Here is a 19,788-nt window from a genome sequence, read left to right as displayed (position 1 = left end):
CGCCCGGTTACATTTCGAACCCGGAAGCTAAGCCTTTCAGCGCCGATGGTACTGCAGGGGGGACCCTGTGGGAGAGTAGGACGCCGCCGAACAATTATTCAGCTCCGGTCCCTGAACCTTCTGGTTCAGGGACCGGAGCTTTTTGTATGTGTGCACCTGCCAGCTCCCGGCCTGTCGGCCGGCGTTTGTTTTCGGACACGGCCGGACGGTGTCCGCCGGCCTGCCCGTGTCCGATACGGGGCCCGCGGTACGAGGGGACGAACCGGGCAGGTAAAGTCATGGGGCATCATCGCTACGTTCCCCACAGGAGGCCCACGGGTGGAGGTTCAGGAGACGCGGATCCAGACGGATCGCGTCCTCACCATCCCCAACATTCTGAGCATGGCTCGCCTGGTCGGCGTGCCCGTGTTCCTGTGGTTGATTCTGTGGCCGGAATTCGGCGGTCCGAAGGCCGACGGCTGGGCGTTGCTCGTCCTGGCTCTGAGCGGCGTCAGTGACTACCTGGACGGGAAGCTGGCCCGCCGCTGGAATCAGATCAGCAGCCTGGGGCGCATACTCGATCCGGCAGCCGATCGGCTGTACATACTGTCCACTCTGGTGGGGCTCACCTGGCGGGAGATCCTTCCGTTGTGGCTGACCATTGCGCTGCTCGCCCGCGAGCTGATGCTGCTGGTGGCGGTGGGGTGGCTCAGCCGGTATCGGTACGGTCCGCCGCAGGTGAACTTCCTCGGCAAGGCGGCCACGTTCAACCTGATGTACGCCTTCCCGTTGCTGCTTCTCAGTGACGGAAGTGGCTGGCTGCATACACTCGCTGCTATTTTCGGATGGGCGTTCGCCGGATGGGGTACAACGCTCTATTGGTGGGCAGGAATCCTCTACGTGGTTCAGGTCCGCCGCATCATCAAGGCGGACACCGCGGCCGACTGAGCTCGCCTTAACCGGCAGATGTGTGAGGGCCGGGTGCCCACCCAGGGATAAGTGGGCCATCTGGACGGGCGAAGTCGGCTAGATCGTCATCTCTTCGAGGAGGACGCTTCCGACATGAAGGCCGTTGTGATGGCGGGCGGCGAAGGCACGCGCCTTCGGCCCATGACTTCGAGCATGCCCAAGCCGCTGCTTCCGGTGGCGAACAGGCCGATCATGGAGCACGTGCTGCGGCTGTTGAAACGGCATGGCCTCAGTGAGACCGTAGTGACGGTCCAATTCCTGGCCTCACTGGTCCGCAACTATTTCGGTGATGGCGAAGAGCTCGGGATGGAGCTCACCTACGCCAATGAGGAAAAGCCGCTCGGCACCGCGGGCAGCGTCAAGAACGCCGAGGAGGCGCTCAAGGACGACGCTTTCCTCGTCATCTCCGGTGATGCGCTCACCGACTTCGACCTGACCGACCTGATTCGTTTCCACAAGGAGAAGGGCGCCCTCGTCACCGTCTGCCTGACCAGGGTTCCCAACCCGCTCGAGTTCGGTATCACGATTGTCGATGAGGACGGTCAGGTCGAGCGGTTCCTGGAAAAGCCGACCTGGGGTCAGGTTTTCTCGGACACCGTCAACACGGGTATCTACGTGATGGAGCCCGAGGTCTTCGATTACGTGGAGCCGGACGTTCCGGTGGACTGGTCCGGCGATGTCTTCCCTCAGCTGATGAAGGAAGGGAAGCCCATCTACGGCTATGTGGCCGAGGGCTACTGGGAGGACGTCGGCACGCACGAGAGCTATGTGAAGGCTCAGGCCGACGTTCTCGAAGGAAAAGTCGACGTCGATATCGACGGCTTCGAGATGTCGCCGGGTGTGTGGGTGGCGGAGGGTGCCGAGGTTCACCCGGACGCCGTATTGCGCGGCCCGCTCTACATCGGCGACTACGCGAAGGTCGAAGCCGGCGTCGAACTGCGTGAGCACACCGTCGTCGGATCGAATGTCGTCGTGAAGAGCGGCGCGTTCCTGCACAAGGCCGTGGTGCACGACAACGTGTACATCGGCGAGCAGTGCAACCTCCGCGGCTGTGTCATCGGAAAGAACACCGATGTGATGCGCGCGGCCCGCATCGAGGACGGCGCCGTCATCGGTGACGAGTGCCTCGTCGGTGAGGAATCGATTGTTCAGGGGAACGTCCGCGTCTACCCCTTCAAGACGATCGAGGCGGGCGCGTTCGTCAACACGTCGGTCATCTGGGAGTCCCGCGGCCAGGCGCATCTGTTCGGCGCCCGTGGTGTCTCCGGAATTCTGAACGTCGAGATCACGCCAGAACTGGCGGTGCGGCTCGCGGGCGCGTACGCGACGACCCTCAAGAAGGGTTCGTCGGTCACCACGGCGCGCGACCATTCACGTGGTGCCCGGGCACTGAAGCGCGCGGTGATTTCCGCGCTCCAGGCGAGCGCGATCGACGTACGCGACCTGGAGAACGTGCCGCTGCCGGTGGCACGTCAGCAGACCGCCAGGGGCAGCGCCGGCGGGATCATGATCCGGACGACGCCGGGTGTGCCGGACTCCGTGGACATCATGTTCTTCGACGAGCGGGGCGCGGACCTTTCGCAGGGCGGTCAGCGCAAGCTCGACCGCGTCTACGCCCGGCAGGAGTACCGGCGCGCCTTCCCCGGCGAGATCGGTGACCTGCATTTCCCGTCCAGCGTCTTCGACTCGTACACCGGCTCGTTGCTGCGGTCCGTGGACACCACGGGAATCGCGGAAGCCGGCCTCAAGGTCGTCGTAGACGCCTCGAACGGCAGCGCGGGCCTGGTGCTGCCCAGCCTGTTGGGTCGTCTCGGGGTGGACTCCCTGACGATCAACCCCGGTCTCGACGAGTCCCGGCCGACGGAGACGGAGGACGCCCGGCGTTCCGGCCTGGTGCGGCTGGGCGAGATCGTGGCTTCGGCGCGGGCGGCCTTCGGTGTGCGCTTCGACCCGGTGGGCGAGCGGCTGTCCCTCGTTGACGAGCGGGGGCGGATCATCGAGGACGACCGCGCCCTGCTGGTCATGCTGGACCTGGTGGCCGCCGAGCGGCGCAGCGGCCGGGTGGCCCTGCCCGTGACCACCACCCGTATCGCCGAGCAGGTGGCGGCGTACCACGGCACTCAGGTGGAGTGGACGACCACGTCGCCCGACGATCTGACCAGGGTGGGCAGGGGAGACGACACCATCTTCGGTGGTGACGGACGGGGCGGCTTCATCGTTCCCGAGTTCGCCAGCGTGTTCGATGGATCGGCTGCCTTCGTGCGGCTCATCGGTCTGGTGGCCCGTACGCAGCTCACGCTGAGCCAGATTGACGCGCGTATCCCGCGTGCCCACGTCCTCAAGCGCGACCTGGCGACCCCGTGGGCGGTCAAGGGCCTCGTCATGCGGCACGTGGTCGAGGCGGCCGGTGACCGTTCGGTGGACACCACCGACGGCGTACGGGTCGTGGAGGCCGACGGGCGCTGGGTTCTGGTGCTGCCCGACCCGGCCGAGGCGGTCACGCACCTGTGGGCGGAGGGCCCGGACGACGCCTCCGCTCAGCAGCTCCTGGACGAATGGTCGTCCGTCGTGGACAGCGCGGGTCGCTGACCTGGGTCCCCATCGGCGCGTCCCGATTCGGCGCGCCGGTGGGGCCATTGGGAGACTGCACCGCCGACGTGCGACGATGTGCGGCATGTCGCAGCAGCACCCCGAACGGAGCAGCCCCGGAAACGCTCCGCGCCCCGATGCCTCCATGTCGCTGCTGACCAATGTCATGGAGCACAGCCTCGATGACGGGTACGCCGAGGCAGCGGCCCGCAAGGCGGCGGAGGACGGTGGCCTGCCGCGCACGTTGCGGGCCAAGTTGGGCCTGGCGGCCGGTCTGGTGTTGGCCGCCGTGGTCGTCACGGTGGGGGCCGCGCAGGCGCGGATATCAGCACCGACCATGGCGAAGGAGCGCGAGGAGCTCATCGCTCGGATCGACCAAGGCACCGACAAGGCCGACAAACTGCAGCAGCACGTCGACTCCCTCAGGGACGACGTCGGCGACATGCAGCGCAAAGCGCTCAAGAAGAGCGACGGTGAGCGGGCCGATCTGTTGGCGCTGCTGTCCGGCTCCACGCAGGTCACCGGGCCCGGCGTGAAACTGGTCGTGGACGATGCCAAGGAGGCGGAGGCCGGCACCGGCGGCCCCCGTGAGAGCTCCGGCTTCTCCGACACCGGGCGGGTGCGCGACCGGGACATGCAACGGGTCGTCAACGGTCTCTGGGAGTCCGGCGCCGAAGCCATCTCCGTGAACGGTCAGCGGCTCACCTCCCTCTCGGCGATCAGGGCGGCGGGAGACGCCATACTGGTCGACAACAAACCGCTCGCACCTCCGTATACGGTGCTGGCGGTGGGGGACGGGCAGCGGCTCAGCACGGCCTTTCAGGACAGCGCCGACGGCCAGTACCTGCATGTGCTGCAGCAGAACTACGGCGTCCGTACCCGGATTTCCACCGAGGGCGAGCTCACGCTGCCGCCCGCGCCGAGCTTGATCGTACGAACCGCACAGCCGAAGACCGGTACCGCGCAGCCGGGCGGCACCGATACAGGGAAGGGCACATCGTGATCGCCGTACTGGGCCTCATCGTGGGAGTCGTGGTCGGACTTGTGGTCCGTCCCGTGGTGCCGACGGTGGTCGAGCCCTACCTGCCGATCGCTGTCGTCGCGGCGCTGGACGCCGTGTTCGGCGGCCTGAGGGCGATGCTGGACGGCATTTTCGACGACAAGGTCTTCGTCGTCTCCTTCCTGTCCAATGTGGTCGTCGCGGCACTCATCGTCTTCCTCGGGGACAAGCTGGGCGTCGGCGCCCAACTCTCCACCGGCGTCGTCGTGGTGCTCGGCATCCGTATCTTCTCCAACGCCGCCGCGATTCGCCGGCACGTGTTCAGGGCGTGAGGCCGATGCCATCCGACGAGCACGACGAGACTCCGAAGCGCGACGCGTCTTCGGGGGACGACAACGACGGGATGACGCCGGAGAGTGCTGCGTCCCCGAAGGGCGGCGCGGCACCCGACAGTGGCGCGCCCTCGGATGATGCCGTGCCCCCGAAGGGTGAAGAGCCGTCCGGCCACGAAGAGGCGGTGCCGGACGCTCCCGAGGGCACGAAGTCTGAGCGCGGTGAGGCGGCGACCGGGCCGCAGAAACGTCCCGTGCTCCCCGAAGGCGGCGAACAGCCGGGGGCGCGTGGCGCTGCCGAGCAGCGCGATGTCCCGGAGCGCCGCGAAACGCCCAGGAAGCCCGAGAAGCCCGAGTCCTCCGAGGCGGCAGAGGCCGCGGATACACCTGAGGAGTCCGTACCGGGGGAGGCGCAGGACAAGCCGACCGCACCCGGCAGCGCCACCACGTACGGCGCCGATGACGGCACTCCGCAGCGCCCTGGGCCGGGCCGCCTTCAGGGCCCGCTGCAGGGGCCGTCTCAAGGACGCCCGCCGCGCCCCGTACAGGGCCACCCTCAGGGGCGGCCGGGCGCTGGGCAAGGGCGACCGCAGGGCCCGGGGCAGGGGCGTCCTCAGGGACCCGGGCAGGGCGGCCCGTACGGCGCCCACGGGCCGGTACGCGGCCGTTCGCAGGGACCCGCACGCGGACCCGTACAGGGCCGGCCGCAGGGCCCCGGTGGGCGCCCTGGGCCCGCCGGGCGGTTTCCCATGCCTCCCGAGAGCCAGGGGCCCGGTGGAGCTCCCCGAGGGCCGCAGGGCGGCCGCCCTGGAGGCGCGCCGGCAGGTCCTCATGGGCATCGCCACGCGGCCCACGCCGCCTCCGGAGCGGGGCACCACGGATCCGTACCGCCAGGACCGCCGCCTTCAGGGGGACCGCCGTCCGGGGCGCGTCCGGAGCCGGACGGCGGTCCCCAGCTCACCGGCCGGGAGCGGCTCAAGGCCGGCCTGTGGCCGCCGCGGCTGAACCGGGCTCAATTGATTGCGGCCGTACTGCTGTTCATTCTCGGGCTCGGGCTCGCGATTCAGGTACGTTCCACCAGTGACAGCAGTGCGCTGCGCGGAGCGCGCCAGGAGGACCTGGTGCGCATCCTTGACGAGCTCGACGACCGCTCGCAGCGCCTGGAGGACGAGCAGCGGCGGTTGGAAGGCCAGAAGACCGAGTTGGAGAGCAGCTCGGACCAGGCCGAGGAGGCCCGTAAGCAGACGGTGGAAAAAGAACAGCAGCTCGGGGTGCTGGCCGGTACGGTGGCGGCCGAGGGGCCCGGCATCTCGCTGACGATCGACGACCCGTCGCGCTCCGTCGAGGCCGACAAGCTCCTGGACACGATCCAGGAGCTGCGTGCGGCCGGCGCGGAGGCCATTCAGGTCAACGACGTCCGAGTCGTGGCGAACACCTACCTCTCGGACGTGCGCGGCGGCGTGGAAATCGACGGGAAGCGGGTCGCCCAGCCCTTCCGTTTCAAGGTCATCGGCAAGCCCGAGGACCTGGAGCCGGCCCTGAACATCCCGGGCGGAGTCGTTCAGACATTGGAGAAGGAGCAGGCCACGGTGTCTGTGACCCGTCAGGAGAAGATCGTCGTGGATGCCTTGCGCAAGGCGGAGCGGCCCGACTACGCGCGGTCTTCGTCGCAGTGAGGCGGGAACGTATGGCGAGGCCTGCGACGGGGCATGAGGTAGCCGGGGGTCGGCGCACCGCACAAGTGGTGCGTGGTGGAAACTGTGTGAAGGCCACGGACGTTGAATGGATGTCCGGATCGGCCGGTGTGTGCATCGAGGGTTCGTCCTGCCCCACGGGCGGGTCTGTTTCGTTCAAGGGGAATCGCCCGTGAGTTTTTTTGCAAAGCTGTTCGGCAAGAGTGACCGCAAGGACGGCGGCAACGCCTCTGCGCGGCACGCAGCGCCACGGCAGTCAGGTGAGCCGGCGGCCAGTGAGGAGCGTCCGCTCTTCCGTGACGAGGTGGCCGGCTCCGCCGGTGGTACTTCCGGTGGTCAGCGGCCGGGTTCTGTTGACCCTGCCGCGTCCGCGCCCATAGGTTTCCAGGAACCATCAGCCGCTACGGGTGGAGGGTCCGCCTTGCCGGTTTGTACGAGGTGCGGGCACCGCAATGCCGAGGCGAGCCGGTTCTGCTCCAATTGCGGTGCGCCGCTGCGCGCCGGGGGGCAGGCCGAGCGTCCCTCCGAGACGACCTCGACCATCTCCATCTCGGGGATCGAGGCGTACGACGCGGAGACGACGGGGCAGACCCCGATGCCTTCGCTGTCCCCCGAGGCCCAGGCCGCCGTGGACGCGCTGCCGCTCGGCTCCGCGCTCCTCGTCGTCCGCCGGGGCCCCAACTCCGGCAGCCGCTTCCTGCTGGACAGCGACCTGACCACGGCGGGCCGCCATCCGCAGAGCGACATCTTCCTGGACGACGTGACGGTCTCCCGCAGCCACGTGGAGTTCCGCCGCGGCCAGGACGGTGGTTTCACCGTCACCGACGTCGGCAGCCTGAACGGCACCTACGTCAACCGTGAGCGGATCGACTCCGTTCCGCTCGCCAACGGCGACGAGGTGCAGATCGGCAAGTTCCGCCTGGTCTTCTACGCGAGCCAGCGGGGCGTCGGCATCTGACCCGCCAGGGAAGGCACATGCACCACACACCGTCGGGCGGTGCCGGGTCCTCCGGCACCGCCGCCGCGGATGGCGAGCTGGTGAGCATCGGCACGGTGCTCAACCTGCTGCGCGACGAATTCCCCGAGGTCACGATCTCCAAGATCCGTTTCCTGGAGTCCGAGGGGCTGGTCGAGCCGCAGCGCACGCCGTCCGGGTACCGCAAGTTCAGCACGGAGGACGTGGAGCGGCTGGCGGGCGTGCTACGCATGCAGCGCGACCACTACCTGCCGCTGAAGGTCATCCGTGAGCATCTGGACGCCGTGGCGCGCGGTGAGGACGTGCAGCTGCCGGCGCCCGCCGCGGCGCCCAGGGAGCTGCTGGACGGCGCGCAGGAGCCGTCCGGTGAGCATCCGACGGCCGCCCGGATCGGCCGCGACGAGCTGCTGGCCGCCACTGAGGTGGACGAATCCGAGCTCGCGGACTGGGAGGCGTACGGCCTGCTCGCCCCGGCGTCCGACGGGGGGTACGACATCGAAGCCGTCACGGTCGCCAAGCTCGTCGCCGAGCTGGGCCGTTTCGGCCTGGAAGCGCGCCATCTGCGGGCGGTGAAGGCCGCTGCGGAGCGCGAGGCGGGTCTGGTCGAGCAGGTCGTGGCGCCGTTGAAGCGGCACCGCAACCCGCAGACCAGGGCCCATGCGGAGGCCACGGCCAGGGAGCTGGCCACGCTCTCCGTACGACTGCATGCGGCCCTGGTCCAGGCCGCTCTTCACGTCCGGCTGCCGTGACCTTGGGTAAGGGCGTCCCCGCCGCGAGGGGGTGCCCGACTATCCAAACCGGCCGGGCACGTCCTAGGGTTGCTGTGTGAACGAGCTCGACGTCGTGGGTGTCCGGGTGGAAATGCCTTCCAACCAACCGATCGTGCTGCTGCGCGAGGTGGGAGGCGACCGCTACCTGCCCATTTGGATCGGGCCCGGCGAGGCGACCGCCATCGCCTTCGCCCAGCAGGGGATGGCCCCTGCGCGGCCGCTGACGCACGACCTGTTCAAGGACGTGCTGGAAGCGGTGGGCCAGGAGCTGTCCCAGGTGCGCATCACCGACCTGCGGGAAGGTGTCTTCTACGCCGAGCTGGTCTTCGCCAGCGGTGTGGAGGTCAGCGCCCGCCCGTCCGACGCCATAGCGCTGGCGCTGCGCACGGGTACGCCGATCTACGGGACCGACGGGGTGCTGGACGATGCCGGCATCGCGATCCCGGACGAGCAGGAGGACGAGGTGGAGAAGTTCCGCGAGTTCCTCGACCAGATCTCGCCCGAGGACTTCGGCACCAACAGTCAGTAGGGCGGGCAGGTGCGGATTCGCCGCCGGCAGGCGGCGTGCGGGGCGCACGAGAGCACACCCGGCGCGCAACCCACCAGACATTCCCCGCATAAAGTCACGTGAAACCACTCGTAGGGTGATTATCACTCGGCGTGGCGAGCGCGGCGATCGTTGACGCACCCCGAGTGACTGCATACCGTCGATGAGGCAGGTCCCGTCCGGGACGTGGAGGACGGAGGTCGGCGTGGCAATCACCGGCGACGGTACGGCGGCGGGAGGGGCATTGCCGCTTCACACTGGCGCGGCGAACCGTGCCCCGATGAACCGTGCCCCGGCGCAGGCCACCGGGAAGCCGGTGGACAGGGGCGCCGAGACCATCGGGTACCGAGGTCCGACGGCGTGTGCCGCCGCGGGCATCACCTACCGGCAACTGGACTACTGGGCGCGTACGGGCCTGGTGGAGCCCAGCGTGCGGCCCGCGTACGGCTCGGGCACCCAGCGGCTCTACAGCTTCCGGGACGTCGTCGTCCTGAAGATCGTCAAGCGGCTGCTGGACACCGGCGTCTCCCTGCAGAACATCCGCACGGCGGTGCAGCACCTCGCCTCGCGCGAGCTGTCCGACCTGGCGCAGATGACGCTGATGAGCGACGGCGCGACGGTGTACGAGTGCACCTCCCCCGACGAGGTCGTCGACCTGCTCCAGGGTGGGCAGGGCGTCTTCGGAATCGCCGTCGGAGTGGTCTGGCGGGACGTGGAGGCCGGGCTGTCCCAGCTGCACGGGGAGCGCGTGGACACCGGCGAGACCCTCGTCGGCCACAACCCCCACGACGAGCTGGCCCGCCGCCGCAACCGCGCGGTCTGACGCCGCCCGGCCCGTCGCGGAACGGGCCGAGGGCGGAAAGCCGGGCTCGACCGGTCCGGTCGGACGAGGTTCCCGGCAGGTCACCAGGGGCTCCACGGCCCGCCGAGCGGTCGATTGTCAGTGGCGTACGGCACCATCGATCACGTGAGACGTACGCCGACGATCCTGCATCTCGACATGGATGCGTTCTTCGCGGCCGCCGAGCAGGCGGCCAAGCCCAGCCTGCGCGGGAAGCCCGTCGTCGTGGGTGGCATCGGCGGGCGCGGCGTCGTCTCCACCGCCTCCTACGAAGCCCGCGTCTTCGGGGTCCGCTCGGCCATGCCCACCGCCCAGGCCCGCCGGCTCTGCCCCAACGCCGCCTACCTCGCGCCGCGCTTCCACGTGTACCGCGAGGTGAGCGAGAAGGTCATGACGCTGCTGCACGAGCTGTCGCCTCTGGTGGAGCCGCTGAGCCTGGACGAGGCGTTCGTCGACCTGGAGGCCGGCGGGGTCGCCGGCGACGCCGACTCGGCGCGTGCGGTGGGGGAGCAGCTGCGCCGCGACATCCTCGCCGTCACAGGACTCACCGGCTCGGTGGGGCTCGCGGGCGCCAAGATGCTCGCGAAGATCGCGTCCGAGCAGGCCAAGCCGAACGGCCTGGTACTGATCGAACCGGGCACCGAGCGCGAACTGCTGGGCCCGATGTCCGTACGGACGCTGCCGGGCGTGGGGCCCGCCACGGCAGAGGCGCTGCGCAAGGCCGGGATCCACACGGTCGCCGAGACCGCCGAGGCCGGCGAGGCCGAGCTGGTACGGCTGCTGGGCCGGGCGCACGGCGCGGGGCTGTACGCGATGGCGCTCGGGCGGGACGACCGCCCGGTGGTCGCGGAGCGGGACGCCAAGTCGATCTCCGTCGAGGACACCTTCGAAGTGGACCTCACCGACCGCACGCGGGTGCGCGCCGAGGTGATGCGGCTGGCGGACCGGTGCGTGCAGCGGCTGCGGGCGGCCGGGCGCTCGGGCCGTACGGTCGTGCTGAAGGTGCGCAACTACGATTTCTCCACGCTGACCAGGTCCGAGACCCAGCGTGGGCCGACGGACGATCCCGCGGTGGTGCGGGAGGCGGCCGGGCGGCTGCTGGACCTGATCGACACCACGGGTGGCGTGCGGCTCCTCGGCGTGGGCGTGAGCGGCCTCGCGGACTTCACGCAGGAGGATCTCTTCGCCCAGGTGGCTACGGAGCGGGCGGCCGAGGAGGCCCGGCTCGCCGAGGAGGCGAAGGCGGTCGCGGGCGCGTCCGCCGGGGAGAGCGGGGCGGAAGGGGCTGAGGAGGCCGCTGAGCGCCCCAGGAAGTGGGTGCCGGGCCTGGACGTGGTCCATGCCGAGTACGGCCCTGGGTGGGTCCAGGGAAGCGGTCTGGGGCGGGTCACCGTACGGTTCGAGCAGCCCTGGTCCGCGCCGGGGCGCGTGAAGACCTTCCTGGTGGACGATCCGGCACTGGCGCCGGGGGAGCCGCTGCCTCTGGTGGGCGGCGGGCCGGATACGACGCCTGCGGGGGAGGTGGCGCCGCCGGCGGACGGCGGAGCACACCCGGCGGGTGGCGAGGACGCAGCGCGCCCGGAGATCGGCGAAGCCCGCTCGGTGATCGCCGACGATGTGGCACCGTCGGGCACCGGCAACAGCGCAGCACCCGTAACGGTCGAGGACAGCGCAGCGTGCGTAACGGGCGAGGACCGCGCAGCACCCGTGACGGCCGGCGACGGCTCACCGCCCCCGCCGATATCCGCCGAGTCGCCCCCGCCGATACCCGCCGAGTCGCCCCCGTCCGGCGTTCAGCCCTCCGGCGAGCCCGCTATGCGGCCGAAGTCCCGGTCGGTGGAGCCGGCGGGCGTGCGATCCCCGGAGTCCTCGCCGGCGAGCGCCGCGTCGGCGCCGGAGATATCCAGCCGGTAGTGGTGGTAGAGCTGGAGTTCCTGCTCGGGGGAGAGGTGCCGGCCGACTCCGAAGTCCGGCGCGTCCTTGATCAGTCTCTGCTCGTACGGCACGTGCAGCGCGTCGTCGACCAGCCGGCTCGGTTCCAGCGGCACGAAGGCGTCCCGGCTGAAGAGACCCGTGCGGATCGCCGCCCACTCCGGTTCGCCGGTCGCGTCGTCCAGGTACACCTCGTCGACCGTGCCGATCTTGGTGCCGTGCCGGTCGAATGCCTTGCGGCCGATCAGACTGCGGGGATCGATATCGGTCTGCACGGTTCCTCCTACCTGCCGGAACTGCCCTGTGCACCCTACGAAACGGTACATTTCCCGCCCTGGCCACTCGAGGGATGCCGAGCAGTCACGCTGGTAGGCTGGTCAGCGATCGATGACCCCGTGCGGGAGAGCCCTCCGTCCCCCGGGCCGGAGGCGCCGAAGGAGCAACTCCTCCCCGGAATCTCTCAGGCACCCGTACCGCGCGGACGAGATCACTCTGGAAAGCAGGGTGGGCCACGGATCAACGCAGTGCCGGAGCCCCTCCTCACCGACGGTGAAAACCGGGCGTTGCGTACGTTCCGGTGAAGCTCTCAGGTTGAGATGACAGAGGGGGAGGCCGTCCGGGCACCCGCGCCGTGGTGCCCCTCGTAGGTCCCAGAGACCAGGAGGCCCCCGCAGATGACCACCCACCGCATCTCGCTGACCGAGCTGGAACGCGGCACCCCCTTCGAGCAGCGTCACATCGGCCCGGACCAGGAGTCCCAGGCCAAGATGCTCGCCCACATCGGCTTCGGCTCGCTGGACGAACTCACCGCGACCGCCGTGCCCGACGTGATCAAGAGCGCGGAAGCGCTGGACCTGCCTCAGGGCCGTACCGAAGCGGACGTCCTGGACGAGCTGCGGGCCCTCGCGGACCGCAACCACGTGCTGTCCTCCATGATCGGCCTGGGTTACTACGGCACCTTCACGCCGCCGGTCATCCTGCGCAACGTCATGGAGAACCCCGCCTGGTACACCGCGTACACCCCGTACCAGCCGGAGATCTCGCAGGGCCGCCTGGAGGCGCTGCTCAACTTCCAGACCATGGTCGCCGACCTCACCGGCCTGCCCACCTCCGGCGCCTCCCTGCTGGACGAGGGCACCGCAGCGGCCGAGGCGATGGCCCTCTCCCGCCGCGTCGGCAAGGTCAAGAAGGGCGTCTTCCTCGTCGACGCCGACTGTCTGCCGCAGACCATCGCCGTCATAGAGACCCGCGCCGAGCCCACCGGCGTCGAGGTCGTCGTCGCCGACCTGAGCGACGGCATCCCCGCCGAGATCGCCGAGCGCGGCGTCTTCGGCGTGCTGCTGCAGTACCCCGGCGCGTCCGGCGCGGTGCGCGACCCCCGCGCCGTCATCGAACAAGCTCACGAACTTGGCGCGATCGTGACCGTCGCCGCCGACCTCCTGGCGCTGACGCTGCTCACCTCGCCCGGCGAGCTGGGCGCCGACATTGCCGTCGGCACCACCCAGCGCTTCGGCGTCCCGATGGGCTTCGGCGGCCCGCACGCCGGCTACATGGCCGTCCGCGAGAAGTTCGCCCGCAGCCTCCCAGGGCGTCTCGTCGGCGTCTCCGTCGACGCCGACGGCAACAAGGCCTACCGGCTGGCCCTCCAGACCCGCGAGCAGCACATCCGCCGCGAAAAGGCCACCAGCAACATCTGCACCGCACAGGTCCTCCTCGCCGTCATGGCCGGCATGTACGCCGTCTACCACGGCCCCGAGGGCCTGGCCGCCATCGCGCGTCGCACCCACCGCTACGCCACCGTCCTCGCCGAGGGCCTCCGCGCCGGCGGCGTCGAAGTGGTGCACGGCACGTACTTCGACACCCTCACCGCGCGCGTCCCCGGCCGCGCCGCCGAGGTCGTCGCCGCCGCCCGCGAGGCCGGCGTCAACCTCCGCCAGGTCGACGCCGACCTGGTCGGCATCGCCTGCGACGAGACCACCGGACGCGCCCAGCTCACCGCCGTCCTCGGCGCCTTCGGGCTCCAGGGCGACATCGAGCAGCTGGACGCGGCCGCCGCCGACGCGCTGCCCGAGTCCCTGCTGCGCACCGACGACTACCTCGGCCACCCGGTCTTCCACCAGTACCGCTCCGAGACCGCGATGCTGCGCTACCTGCGCACCCTCGCCGACCGTGACTACGCGCTGGACCGCGGCATGATCCCGCTCGGCTCCTGCACGATGAAGCTGAACGCGACCACCGAGATGGAGCCGGTGACCTGGCCGCAGTTCGGTCAGCTGCACCCCTTCGCGCCGGTCGACCAGGCGCAGGGGTATCTCACCCTCATCCAGGAACTGGAGGAGCGCCTCGCCGTCGTCACCGGCTACGACAAGGTCTCCCTCCAGCCCAACGCCGGCTCCCAGGGTGAACTCGCCGGCCTGCTCGCCGTCCGCGCGTACCACCGCGCCAACGGCGACGAGCAGCGCACCGTCTGCCTCATCCCGTCCTCCGCGCACGGCACCAACGCCGCCAGCGCCGTGATGGCCGGCATGAAGGTCGTCGTCGTCAAGACCGGCGAGGACGGCGAGGTCGACGCCGACGACCTGCATGCCAAGATCGAGCAGTACCGCGACGAGCTGGCCGTCCTGATGGTCACCTACCCGTCCACGCACGGCGTGTTCGAGGAGCACATCACCCAGATCTGCGCCGCCGTGCACGACGCGGGCGGCCAGGTCTACGTCGACGGCGCCAACCTCAACGCGCTGGTCGGCGTCGCCGAGCCGGGCAAGTTCGGCGGCGACGTCTCGCACCTGAACCTGCACAAGACCTTCTGCATCCCGCACGGCGGCGGCGGCCCGGGCGTCGGCCCGGTCGGCGTGCGCGCGCACCTCGCGCCGTACCTCCCCAACCACCCGCTGCAGCCCTCCGCCGGACCCGAGACCGGCGTCGGCCCGATCTCCGCAGCCCCATGGGGCTCGGCCGGCATCCTGCCGATCTCCTGGGCGTACGTCCGCCTCATGGGCGGCGAGGGCCTCAAGCGCGCCACCCAGGTCGCGGTGCTCTCCGCCAACTACATCGCCAAGCGCCTGGAGCCGCACTACCCGGTGCTCTACACCGGCCCCGGCGGCCTCGTCGCGCACGAGTGCATCATCGACGTACGGCCGTTGACCAAGGCCACCGGCGTCAGCATCGACGACGTCGCCAAGCGCCTGATCGACTACGGCTTCCACGCCCCGACGATGTCCTTCCCCGTGGCCGGCACACTCATGATCGAGCCGACCGAGAGCGAGGACCTGAACGAACTGGACCGATTCTGCGACGCGATGATCGCTATTCGCGCGGAGATCGAGAAGGTCGGCACGGGGGAGTGGGACAAGGACGACAACCCGCTGCGCAACGCCCCGCACACCGCGGCCTCACTCACCGGTGAGTGGAACCACGCCTACTCCCGGGAGGAAGCCGTCCACCCGGCCGGCGTGGACGCCACCGCCAAGTACTGGCCGCCGGTGCGCCGTATCGACGGTGCCTTCGGCGACCGCAACCTCGTGTGCTCCTGCCCGCCCTTGGAGGACTACGCCGGCTGACGGCGGTCCGGCGCCCGTCCGGTACGTACGGCACGGGCGCCCCATGGGGGGACGACGTGCGCCTCTGCGCCCTGCGTACAGAGATGGCCTGCGCAACCGCGTACCTCAGGTACGGGGAGGGCGCTTCACCCCGCACGCAAAAGGGCCCTCGGCGATATTCGCCGGGGGCCCTGCCCGTTCCCGTTCCCGCGCACCGCGTCAGGCTGCGGTGACGACCTGCCCGGTGCCCATCGGCCGGTGCGGGTCGATGACCTGCCCGTCCGGCAGGAGCTCACCGGTGTCCTCGAAGAGGAGGACGCCGTTGCACAACAGGCTCCAGCCCTGTTCCGGGTGGTGCGCCACGAGATGCGCGGCTTCCCGGTCGGCGGACTCTGCTGACGGACACGGTGGCTGGTGCTGGCACATGGATGCTGTCTTTCGCTGCGGTGTGGTGGTGGACGTCTTCCTGCGGCGCGATGAGATGCTCATGGCCGCCCCCCGTTCGGTAGTTCGCTCCCAGTGTTGCCCTACAGAACTGATTCCGCAGGGATTTCGCAGCAGCCGTACTTACTCGGTAAGGACGCATCACCCGTGCGGGCGGTTGCCGCCTCCAAGACGGCACCTACGGGTGGTTCCGCCTGGTCATTCCGGGCTAGTCCCCTACCGGAATGGCGTGTTCGGGCCCCTTGCGGACAGCCGCACGCCCGCTTACGAGCACTCGCACGATACCCCCGCCGAACCCCGCGGAACCCCCACGCACAGCAATGCGCCCCGCGGTGAGGAGAACCGCGGGGCGCACTCCGGCACTGGGACACCTGCCCGGCAGACGGCGCTTCGAGGGGCGCCGCGTTCCGGGACCCTAGGCCGGCGAGCTGAGGAGGGGCGCCGGGGTGATCCGGAGCGTGAGACGGGACAGGAGATCGGCGACGCGGTGCGGCCGGTGGGCGGCGATGCCGGGCGGAGCCGGGGCCAGTGGGACCAACAGGTCCCCCGGTACCGGGCAGCCTTCGGCACCGTCCGCCGAGACGTCCTCGTGCAGCCACAGCGTGAGCATGTACAGCTCCGGTACGGACAGCAGCCGTGGCTGGTACGCGGCGGGCACCGATTCCGCCTGCTGCAGGGCCCGTTCGATCGCCGACACGTACGGACCCTCGCCGAAGTGCGAGAACGCCCAGCCGTCCGGCGTGAGCATGGCATCCGCCGTGGCCAACGCGCGTTCGCCGCCACGGATGAGGAATCGCCAGCCGGTCAGGCGGGTACGCGGGGTGCCGCGACGGGAGACGTCGTCGAGGACATGGACGGGCAGCGGACGTTCGGGACGCAGCGGCCCCTGATGGACACGGAGGGCGGGGGTCGGGGCCTCACGTACGGCGGTAGGAGAACCGAGGGCGGTGAGGACGCTGCGCAGGGCGGGAGCAGGGGCAGGGGGTACATGCAGCGGCATGGTGGGTCGCCTCTCACTTGGGAGACACGGTGGTGCTGGGCACGTGCGGACGACGCTGTCAGCAGGCGGGAGCAGAGCGTGGCCGACCGGAGCCATGGCCCGGCGGGGGTGTCAGCCGCTGTGCCTCAGCCTCGGAAATGCCCCGCTAGCTGGGCGCCAACTCTCTGCCTCGTCCACGAAGTTTATACGACAGGTGTTCAGTGCTTGTTTCGGCTACCGCTGACGGAGATTTTTGACAAGTCGCATTACGGCCCGTTTCCCACGGTGTTTTCGATGCAATTATGCACCCTGTCGGCGCACGGACCTCGGATTACTCCGACGACGTGGTCGGCCGGATGTCATCGTGCTTTGGAACAGGGCCAATGCGCCGGACCCGAGCCCCCGCGCTATGCCCTCGGAATGTGCCATTCGGTCCGACCCGCACAGCCTATCGGGGACACCCGGCCCCCCGAGGCGTTATCGAACCGATTGCCGGGCATCATCGACCGCACGGACCCGCGCCCCGCGGGCCGGCCACGTCAGGAGGGACGCTCCGATGGGGGAGAAGGTCAACGCCGGCGGAATTGATTCCGGCGACCGGCAGCGTTATCGAAGAAGGCTCAGCGAGTGCCTGGAGGCATTGGAGAGGCTACTGGCCGAGAAGCGGTTCGACCGCCCCAAGAACCTCATGGGCCTGGAGATAGAATTGAATCTTGCCAGCGCCGACGGCATGCCCAGGATGATGAACTCCGAGGTGCTGGAACGCATCGCCAGCCGAGATTTCCAGACCGAGCTCGCCCAGTTCAACCTGGAAGTGAATATCCTGCCGCACCGCCTCTCCGGACGCGTGCTGGACCAACTCGCCGAAGAACTGCGCACCGGCCTCGCCTACGCCGACCGCAAGGCCCGCGAAGTCGCCGCGCGCATCGTGATGATCGGCATCCTGCCCACCCTCACCGCCGACGACCTGGTCTCCTCCAACCTCTCGGAGGCCGACCGCTACACCCTCCTCAACGACGAGATGCGGGCCGCCCGCGGCGAGGACTTCGAGATCGACATCGAAGGAGTGGAGCGGCTCACCGCCACCTCACCCTCCATCGCCCCCGAAGCCGCCTGCACCTCCGTACAACTGCACCTCCAGGTCACCCCCGGCCGCTTCGCCGCCGTATGGAACGCCGCCCAGGCCCTCACCGCCGTACAGATCGCCATCGGTGCCAACTCGCCCTTCCTCTTCGGCCGCGAACTGTGGCGCGAATCCCGGCCACCCGTCTTCGAGCAGTCCACCGACACCCGCCCGCCCGAACTCCAGGCCCAGGGCGTCCGCCCCCGCACCTGGTTCGGCGAACGGTGGATCGAATCGGCCCACGACCTCTTCGAGGAGAACGTCCGCTACTTCCCCCCGCTGCTCCCCATGTGCGGCGAGGAGGACCCCCTCGCCGTACTGGAGAAGGGCGGCGTACCGGAACTCTCCGAACTCGTCCTCCACAACGGCACGGTCTACCGCTGGAACCGCCCCGTCTACGCCGTCACCGAAGGCGTGCCCCACCTCCGCGTCGAGAACCGCGTGCTGCCCGCCGGCCCCACCGTCACCGACGTGATCGCCAACGCCGCCTTCTACTACGGCCTCGTACGGGCCCTCGCCGACGACCCCCGGCCCGTATGGACCCGGCTGCCGTTCGCCGCCGCCGCCGAGAACTTCGAAACCGCCTGCCGCTACGGCATCGACGCCGCCCTCCAATGGCCTCGCCCCGGCCGCTCCGGAGGCATCGCCCAGATCCCCGCCGCACGCCTCGTCCTCCAAGAACTGCTGCCCATGGCCGCCGCCGGCCTCGACGGCTGGGGCGTGGCCCCCGCCGACCGCGACCACTACCTGGGTGTCATCGAGGCCCGCTGCCGCCGCCGCACCAACGGCGCCTCCTGGCAGGCCGCCGCCTACCACCGCGCCCTGCAGAGCGGCCTCGACCGCCAGGAAGCCCTGGCCGCCATGACCCGCCGCTACAGCGAACTGATGGAAGAGGGACGACCGGTGCACGAGTGGGAGCTGGAGGGGGTCGTGTAATCGTGTAGAGGCGGGCAGGGGAGCGGATGAGCCGGGAGGACGGGAACGGGACCCGGCTGCCCGGTCCGACCGCGACACCGAGCGCTGCCCGCCCCCCGTGCCAACGGTTTCGGGTTCTTCGGGCAAGCTGTGACCTCCACTGCGCTGCCACGTGGAGGTCACAGCTCGGCCCGGCCTGTCGAGTGCGACCTCCGTACCCGCCTTCCAGAACCTGGCGGGACCTGCTTTCGAGAACCCGACGGGGCGGTGGAGGCGTACAGGCGCGATCGCGGAACTGGAGGCAGGCGTGCAGTCCGAAGTGCACCCCGTGGCTGAATCTCTCCCCGGCGAGGGCCCGTCCGGAGCCCTTTCCCGCAGGACACTGAGGAGCGAGACGCTCATCGTCCTGGCGCTCTCCCTCGGAGCCAGCGCGGTATCCGCCCTCATCAGTTTCGTGGGAGCGCTCACCAAGCCCGGCGGTCTCAAGGACCAGGCGGCGAACCTCAACAGTTCTCAAGCGCCCGGCCGCCCCTGGCTCGACCTCGCCTGGCAGCTCTTCGGGATCGCCACCGCGCTGGTCCCCGTAGTGCTCGTCGCCCACCTGCTCCTCAGGGAACGCGTCGGCGGGCTGCGCGCCCTCGGCCTCGACCGCCGGCGCCCCGGGTTCGACCTCGGGTGGGGAGTCGTCGTGGCCGCAGGCATCGGAGGCAGCGGTCTGCTGCTCTACCTGGGCGCCCGGGCGACCGGCGCCAACCTCACCGTCGTCCCCGAGTCACTGCCGGACGTCTGGTGGAAGTTCCCGGTACTGATCGCTTCCGCCGTACAGAACTCGGTCGTCGAAGAGGTGATCGTCCTCGGCTACCTGCTCCGCCGCCTCGGCCAGCTGGGATGGTCACCGACGGCCGCACTCCTCGCCAGCTCGCTCCTGCGCGGCTCGTACCACCTGTACCAAGGCATCGGCGGCTTCATCGGCAACGTGGTGATGGGCGCACTCTTCGTACTTATCTACCGCCGCTGTGGACGGATCACCCCCCTCATCATCGCCCATGCCACCATCGACCTAGTCGCATTCACCGGCTACGCCCTCCTGGCAGGGAGGGTGGACCTGTCTCTTATACACATCTGACGCTGCCGACGAAGGCTTAGGTGTAGATCTCGG

General features: G+C 69.7%; 15 protein-coding genes, 1 rRNA gene, 1 pseudogene and 1 riboswitch. Of the genes and pseudogenes, 14 read left to right on the top strand and 3 right to left on the bottom strand.

What is annotated here, in order from left to right:
• The 11 genes and pseudogenes from rrf to IF20_RS36500 all read left to right on the top strand — a co-directional run.
• Positions 1 to 92 (top strand): 5S ribosomal RNA (gene rrf / locus IF20_RS36550); the annotation flags it as partial.
• A gap of 226 nt (positions 93 to 318) precedes the next feature.
• The gene (locus tag IF20_RS36545) at positions 319 to 927 is read left to right on the top strand and encodes a CDP-alcohol phosphatidyltransferase family protein (RefSeq protein WP_052869749.1); all 609 of its coding nucleotides are present in this window, start codon (positions 319 to 321) and stop codon (positions 925 to 927) included.
• Between the two features lie 114 nt (positions 928 to 1,041).
• A complete protein-coding gene (locus tag IF20_RS36540; RefSeq protein WP_052869748.1) occupies positions 1,042 to 3,537 on the top strand; it encodes a mannose-1-phosphate guanyltransferase in 2,496 nt (831 codons plus the stop codon).
• 85 nt (positions 3,538 to 3,622) lie between these two features.
• A complete protein-coding gene (locus IF20_RS36535; protein ID WP_052869747.1) occupies positions 3,623 to 4,540 on the top strand; it encodes a DUF881 domain-containing protein in 918 nt (305 codons plus the stop codon).
• Complete coding sequence (locus tag IF20_RS36530) at positions 4,537 to 4,869, top strand: small basic family protein (RefSeq protein ID WP_003984969.1); 333 nt, start codon at positions 4,537 to 4,539, stop codon at positions 4,867 to 4,869. Before IF20_RS36535 ends, IF20_RS36530 begins: the two co-directional genes overlap by 4 nt.
• A gap of 749 nt (positions 4,870 to 5,618) precedes the next feature.
• A complete protein-coding gene (locus tag IF20_RS36525) occupies positions 5,619 to 6,545 on the top strand; it encodes a DUF881 domain-containing protein (protein WP_110944894.1) in 927 nt (308 codons plus the stop codon).
• 439 nt (positions 6,546 to 6,984) lie between these two features.
• On the top strand, positions 6,985 to 7,521 hold the full coding sequence (locus IF20_RS40795) for an FHA domain-containing protein (protein WP_030625302.1): 537 nt from the start codon (positions 6,985 to 6,987) through the stop codon (positions 7,519 to 7,521).
• Between the two features lie 17 nt (positions 7,522 to 7,538).
• A complete protein-coding gene (ftsR, locus tag IF20_RS36515) occupies positions 7,539 to 8,288 on the top strand; it encodes a transcriptional regulator FtsR (protein WP_052869746.1) in 750 nt (249 codons plus the stop codon).
• A 76-nt stretch (positions 8,289 to 8,364) separates the two neighbouring features.
• Positions 8,365 to 8,838, top strand: a complete 474-nt coding sequence (locus IF20_RS36510) for a bifunctional nuclease family protein (RefSeq protein ID WP_030263902.1) — start codon at positions 8,365 to 8,367, stop codon at positions 8,836 to 8,838.
• Positions 8,839 to 9,061: 223 nt separating this feature from the next.
• Positions 9,062 to 9,679 (top strand): MerR family transcriptional regulator, encoded by a 618-nt coding sequence (locus IF20_RS36505; RefSeq protein ID WP_110944892.1) that lies wholly within the window; start codon positions 9,062 to 9,064, stop codon positions 9,677 to 9,679.
• A 177-nt stretch (positions 9,680 to 9,856) separates the two neighbouring features.
• A pseudogene (locus tag IF20_RS36500) lies at positions 9,857 to 11,119 on the top strand (DNA polymerase IV); the annotation flags it as partial.
• Positions 11,120 to 11,490: 371 nt separating this feature from the next.
• Here the strand turns inward: IF20_RS36500 and IF20_RS38725 are convergent.
• On the bottom strand, positions 11,491 to 11,904 hold the full coding sequence (locus IF20_RS38725; RefSeq protein WP_199896920.1) for a PRC-barrel domain-containing protein: 414 nt from the start codon (positions 11,902 to 11,904) through the stop codon (positions 11,491 to 11,493).
• Between the two features lie 113 nt (positions 11,905 to 12,017).
• Positions 12,018 to 12,115: riboswitch (glycine riboswitch) on the top strand.
• 188 nt (positions 12,116 to 12,303) lie between these two features.
• Here IF20_RS38725 and gcvP point away from each other — a divergent pair.
• Positions 12,304 to 15,189, top strand: coding sequence for an aminomethyl-transferring glycine dehydrogenase (gene gcvP, locus IF20_RS36495; protein ID WP_052869744.1), 2,886 nt, complete (start codon positions 12,304 to 12,306; stop codon positions 15,187 to 15,189).
• Between the two features lie 198 nt (positions 15,190 to 15,387).
• On the opposite strand, the gene IF20_RS36490 is transcribed toward gcvP, so the two are convergent.
• Together IF20_RS36490 and IF20_RS36485 are read right to left on the bottom strand one after the other, a co-directional pair.
• Entirely contained in the window at positions 15,388 to 15,594 is a 207-nt protein-coding gene (locus tag IF20_RS36490) for a DUF5999 family protein (protein WP_030263889.1), read from the bottom strand.
• A gap of 433 nt (positions 15,595 to 16,027) precedes the next feature.
• The gene (locus IF20_RS36485) at positions 16,028 to 16,612 is read right to left on the bottom strand and encodes a hypothetical protein (RefSeq protein WP_052869743.1); all 585 of its coding nucleotides are present in this window, start codon (positions 16,610 to 16,612) and stop codon (positions 16,028 to 16,030) included.
• Between the two features lie 535 nt (positions 16,613 to 17,147).
• Between IF20_RS36485 and IF20_RS36480 the strand changes: the two genes are divergently transcribed.
• Complete coding sequence (locus tag IF20_RS36480) at positions 17,148 to 18,650, top strand: glutamate-cysteine ligase family protein (protein WP_052869742.1); 1,503 nt, start codon at positions 17,148 to 17,150, stop codon at positions 18,648 to 18,650.
• 286 nt (positions 18,651 to 18,936) lie between these two features.
• The gene (locus IF20_RS36475) at positions 18,937 to 19,755 is read left to right on the top strand and encodes a CPBP family intramembrane glutamic endopeptidase (protein WP_456113443.1); all 819 of its coding nucleotides are present in this window, start codon (positions 18,937 to 18,939) and stop codon (positions 19,753 to 19,755) included.
• The last annotated feature ends 33 nt before the right edge of the window (positions 19,756 to 19,788 follow it).

The sequence above is a fragment of the Streptomyces niger genome, assembly GCF_000718305.1.
Lineage (GTDB): Bacteria > Actinomycetota > Actinomycetes > Streptomycetales > Streptomycetaceae > Streptomyces > Streptomyces niger.
This window is presented reverse-complemented; position numbering and strand designations above follow the sequence as displayed.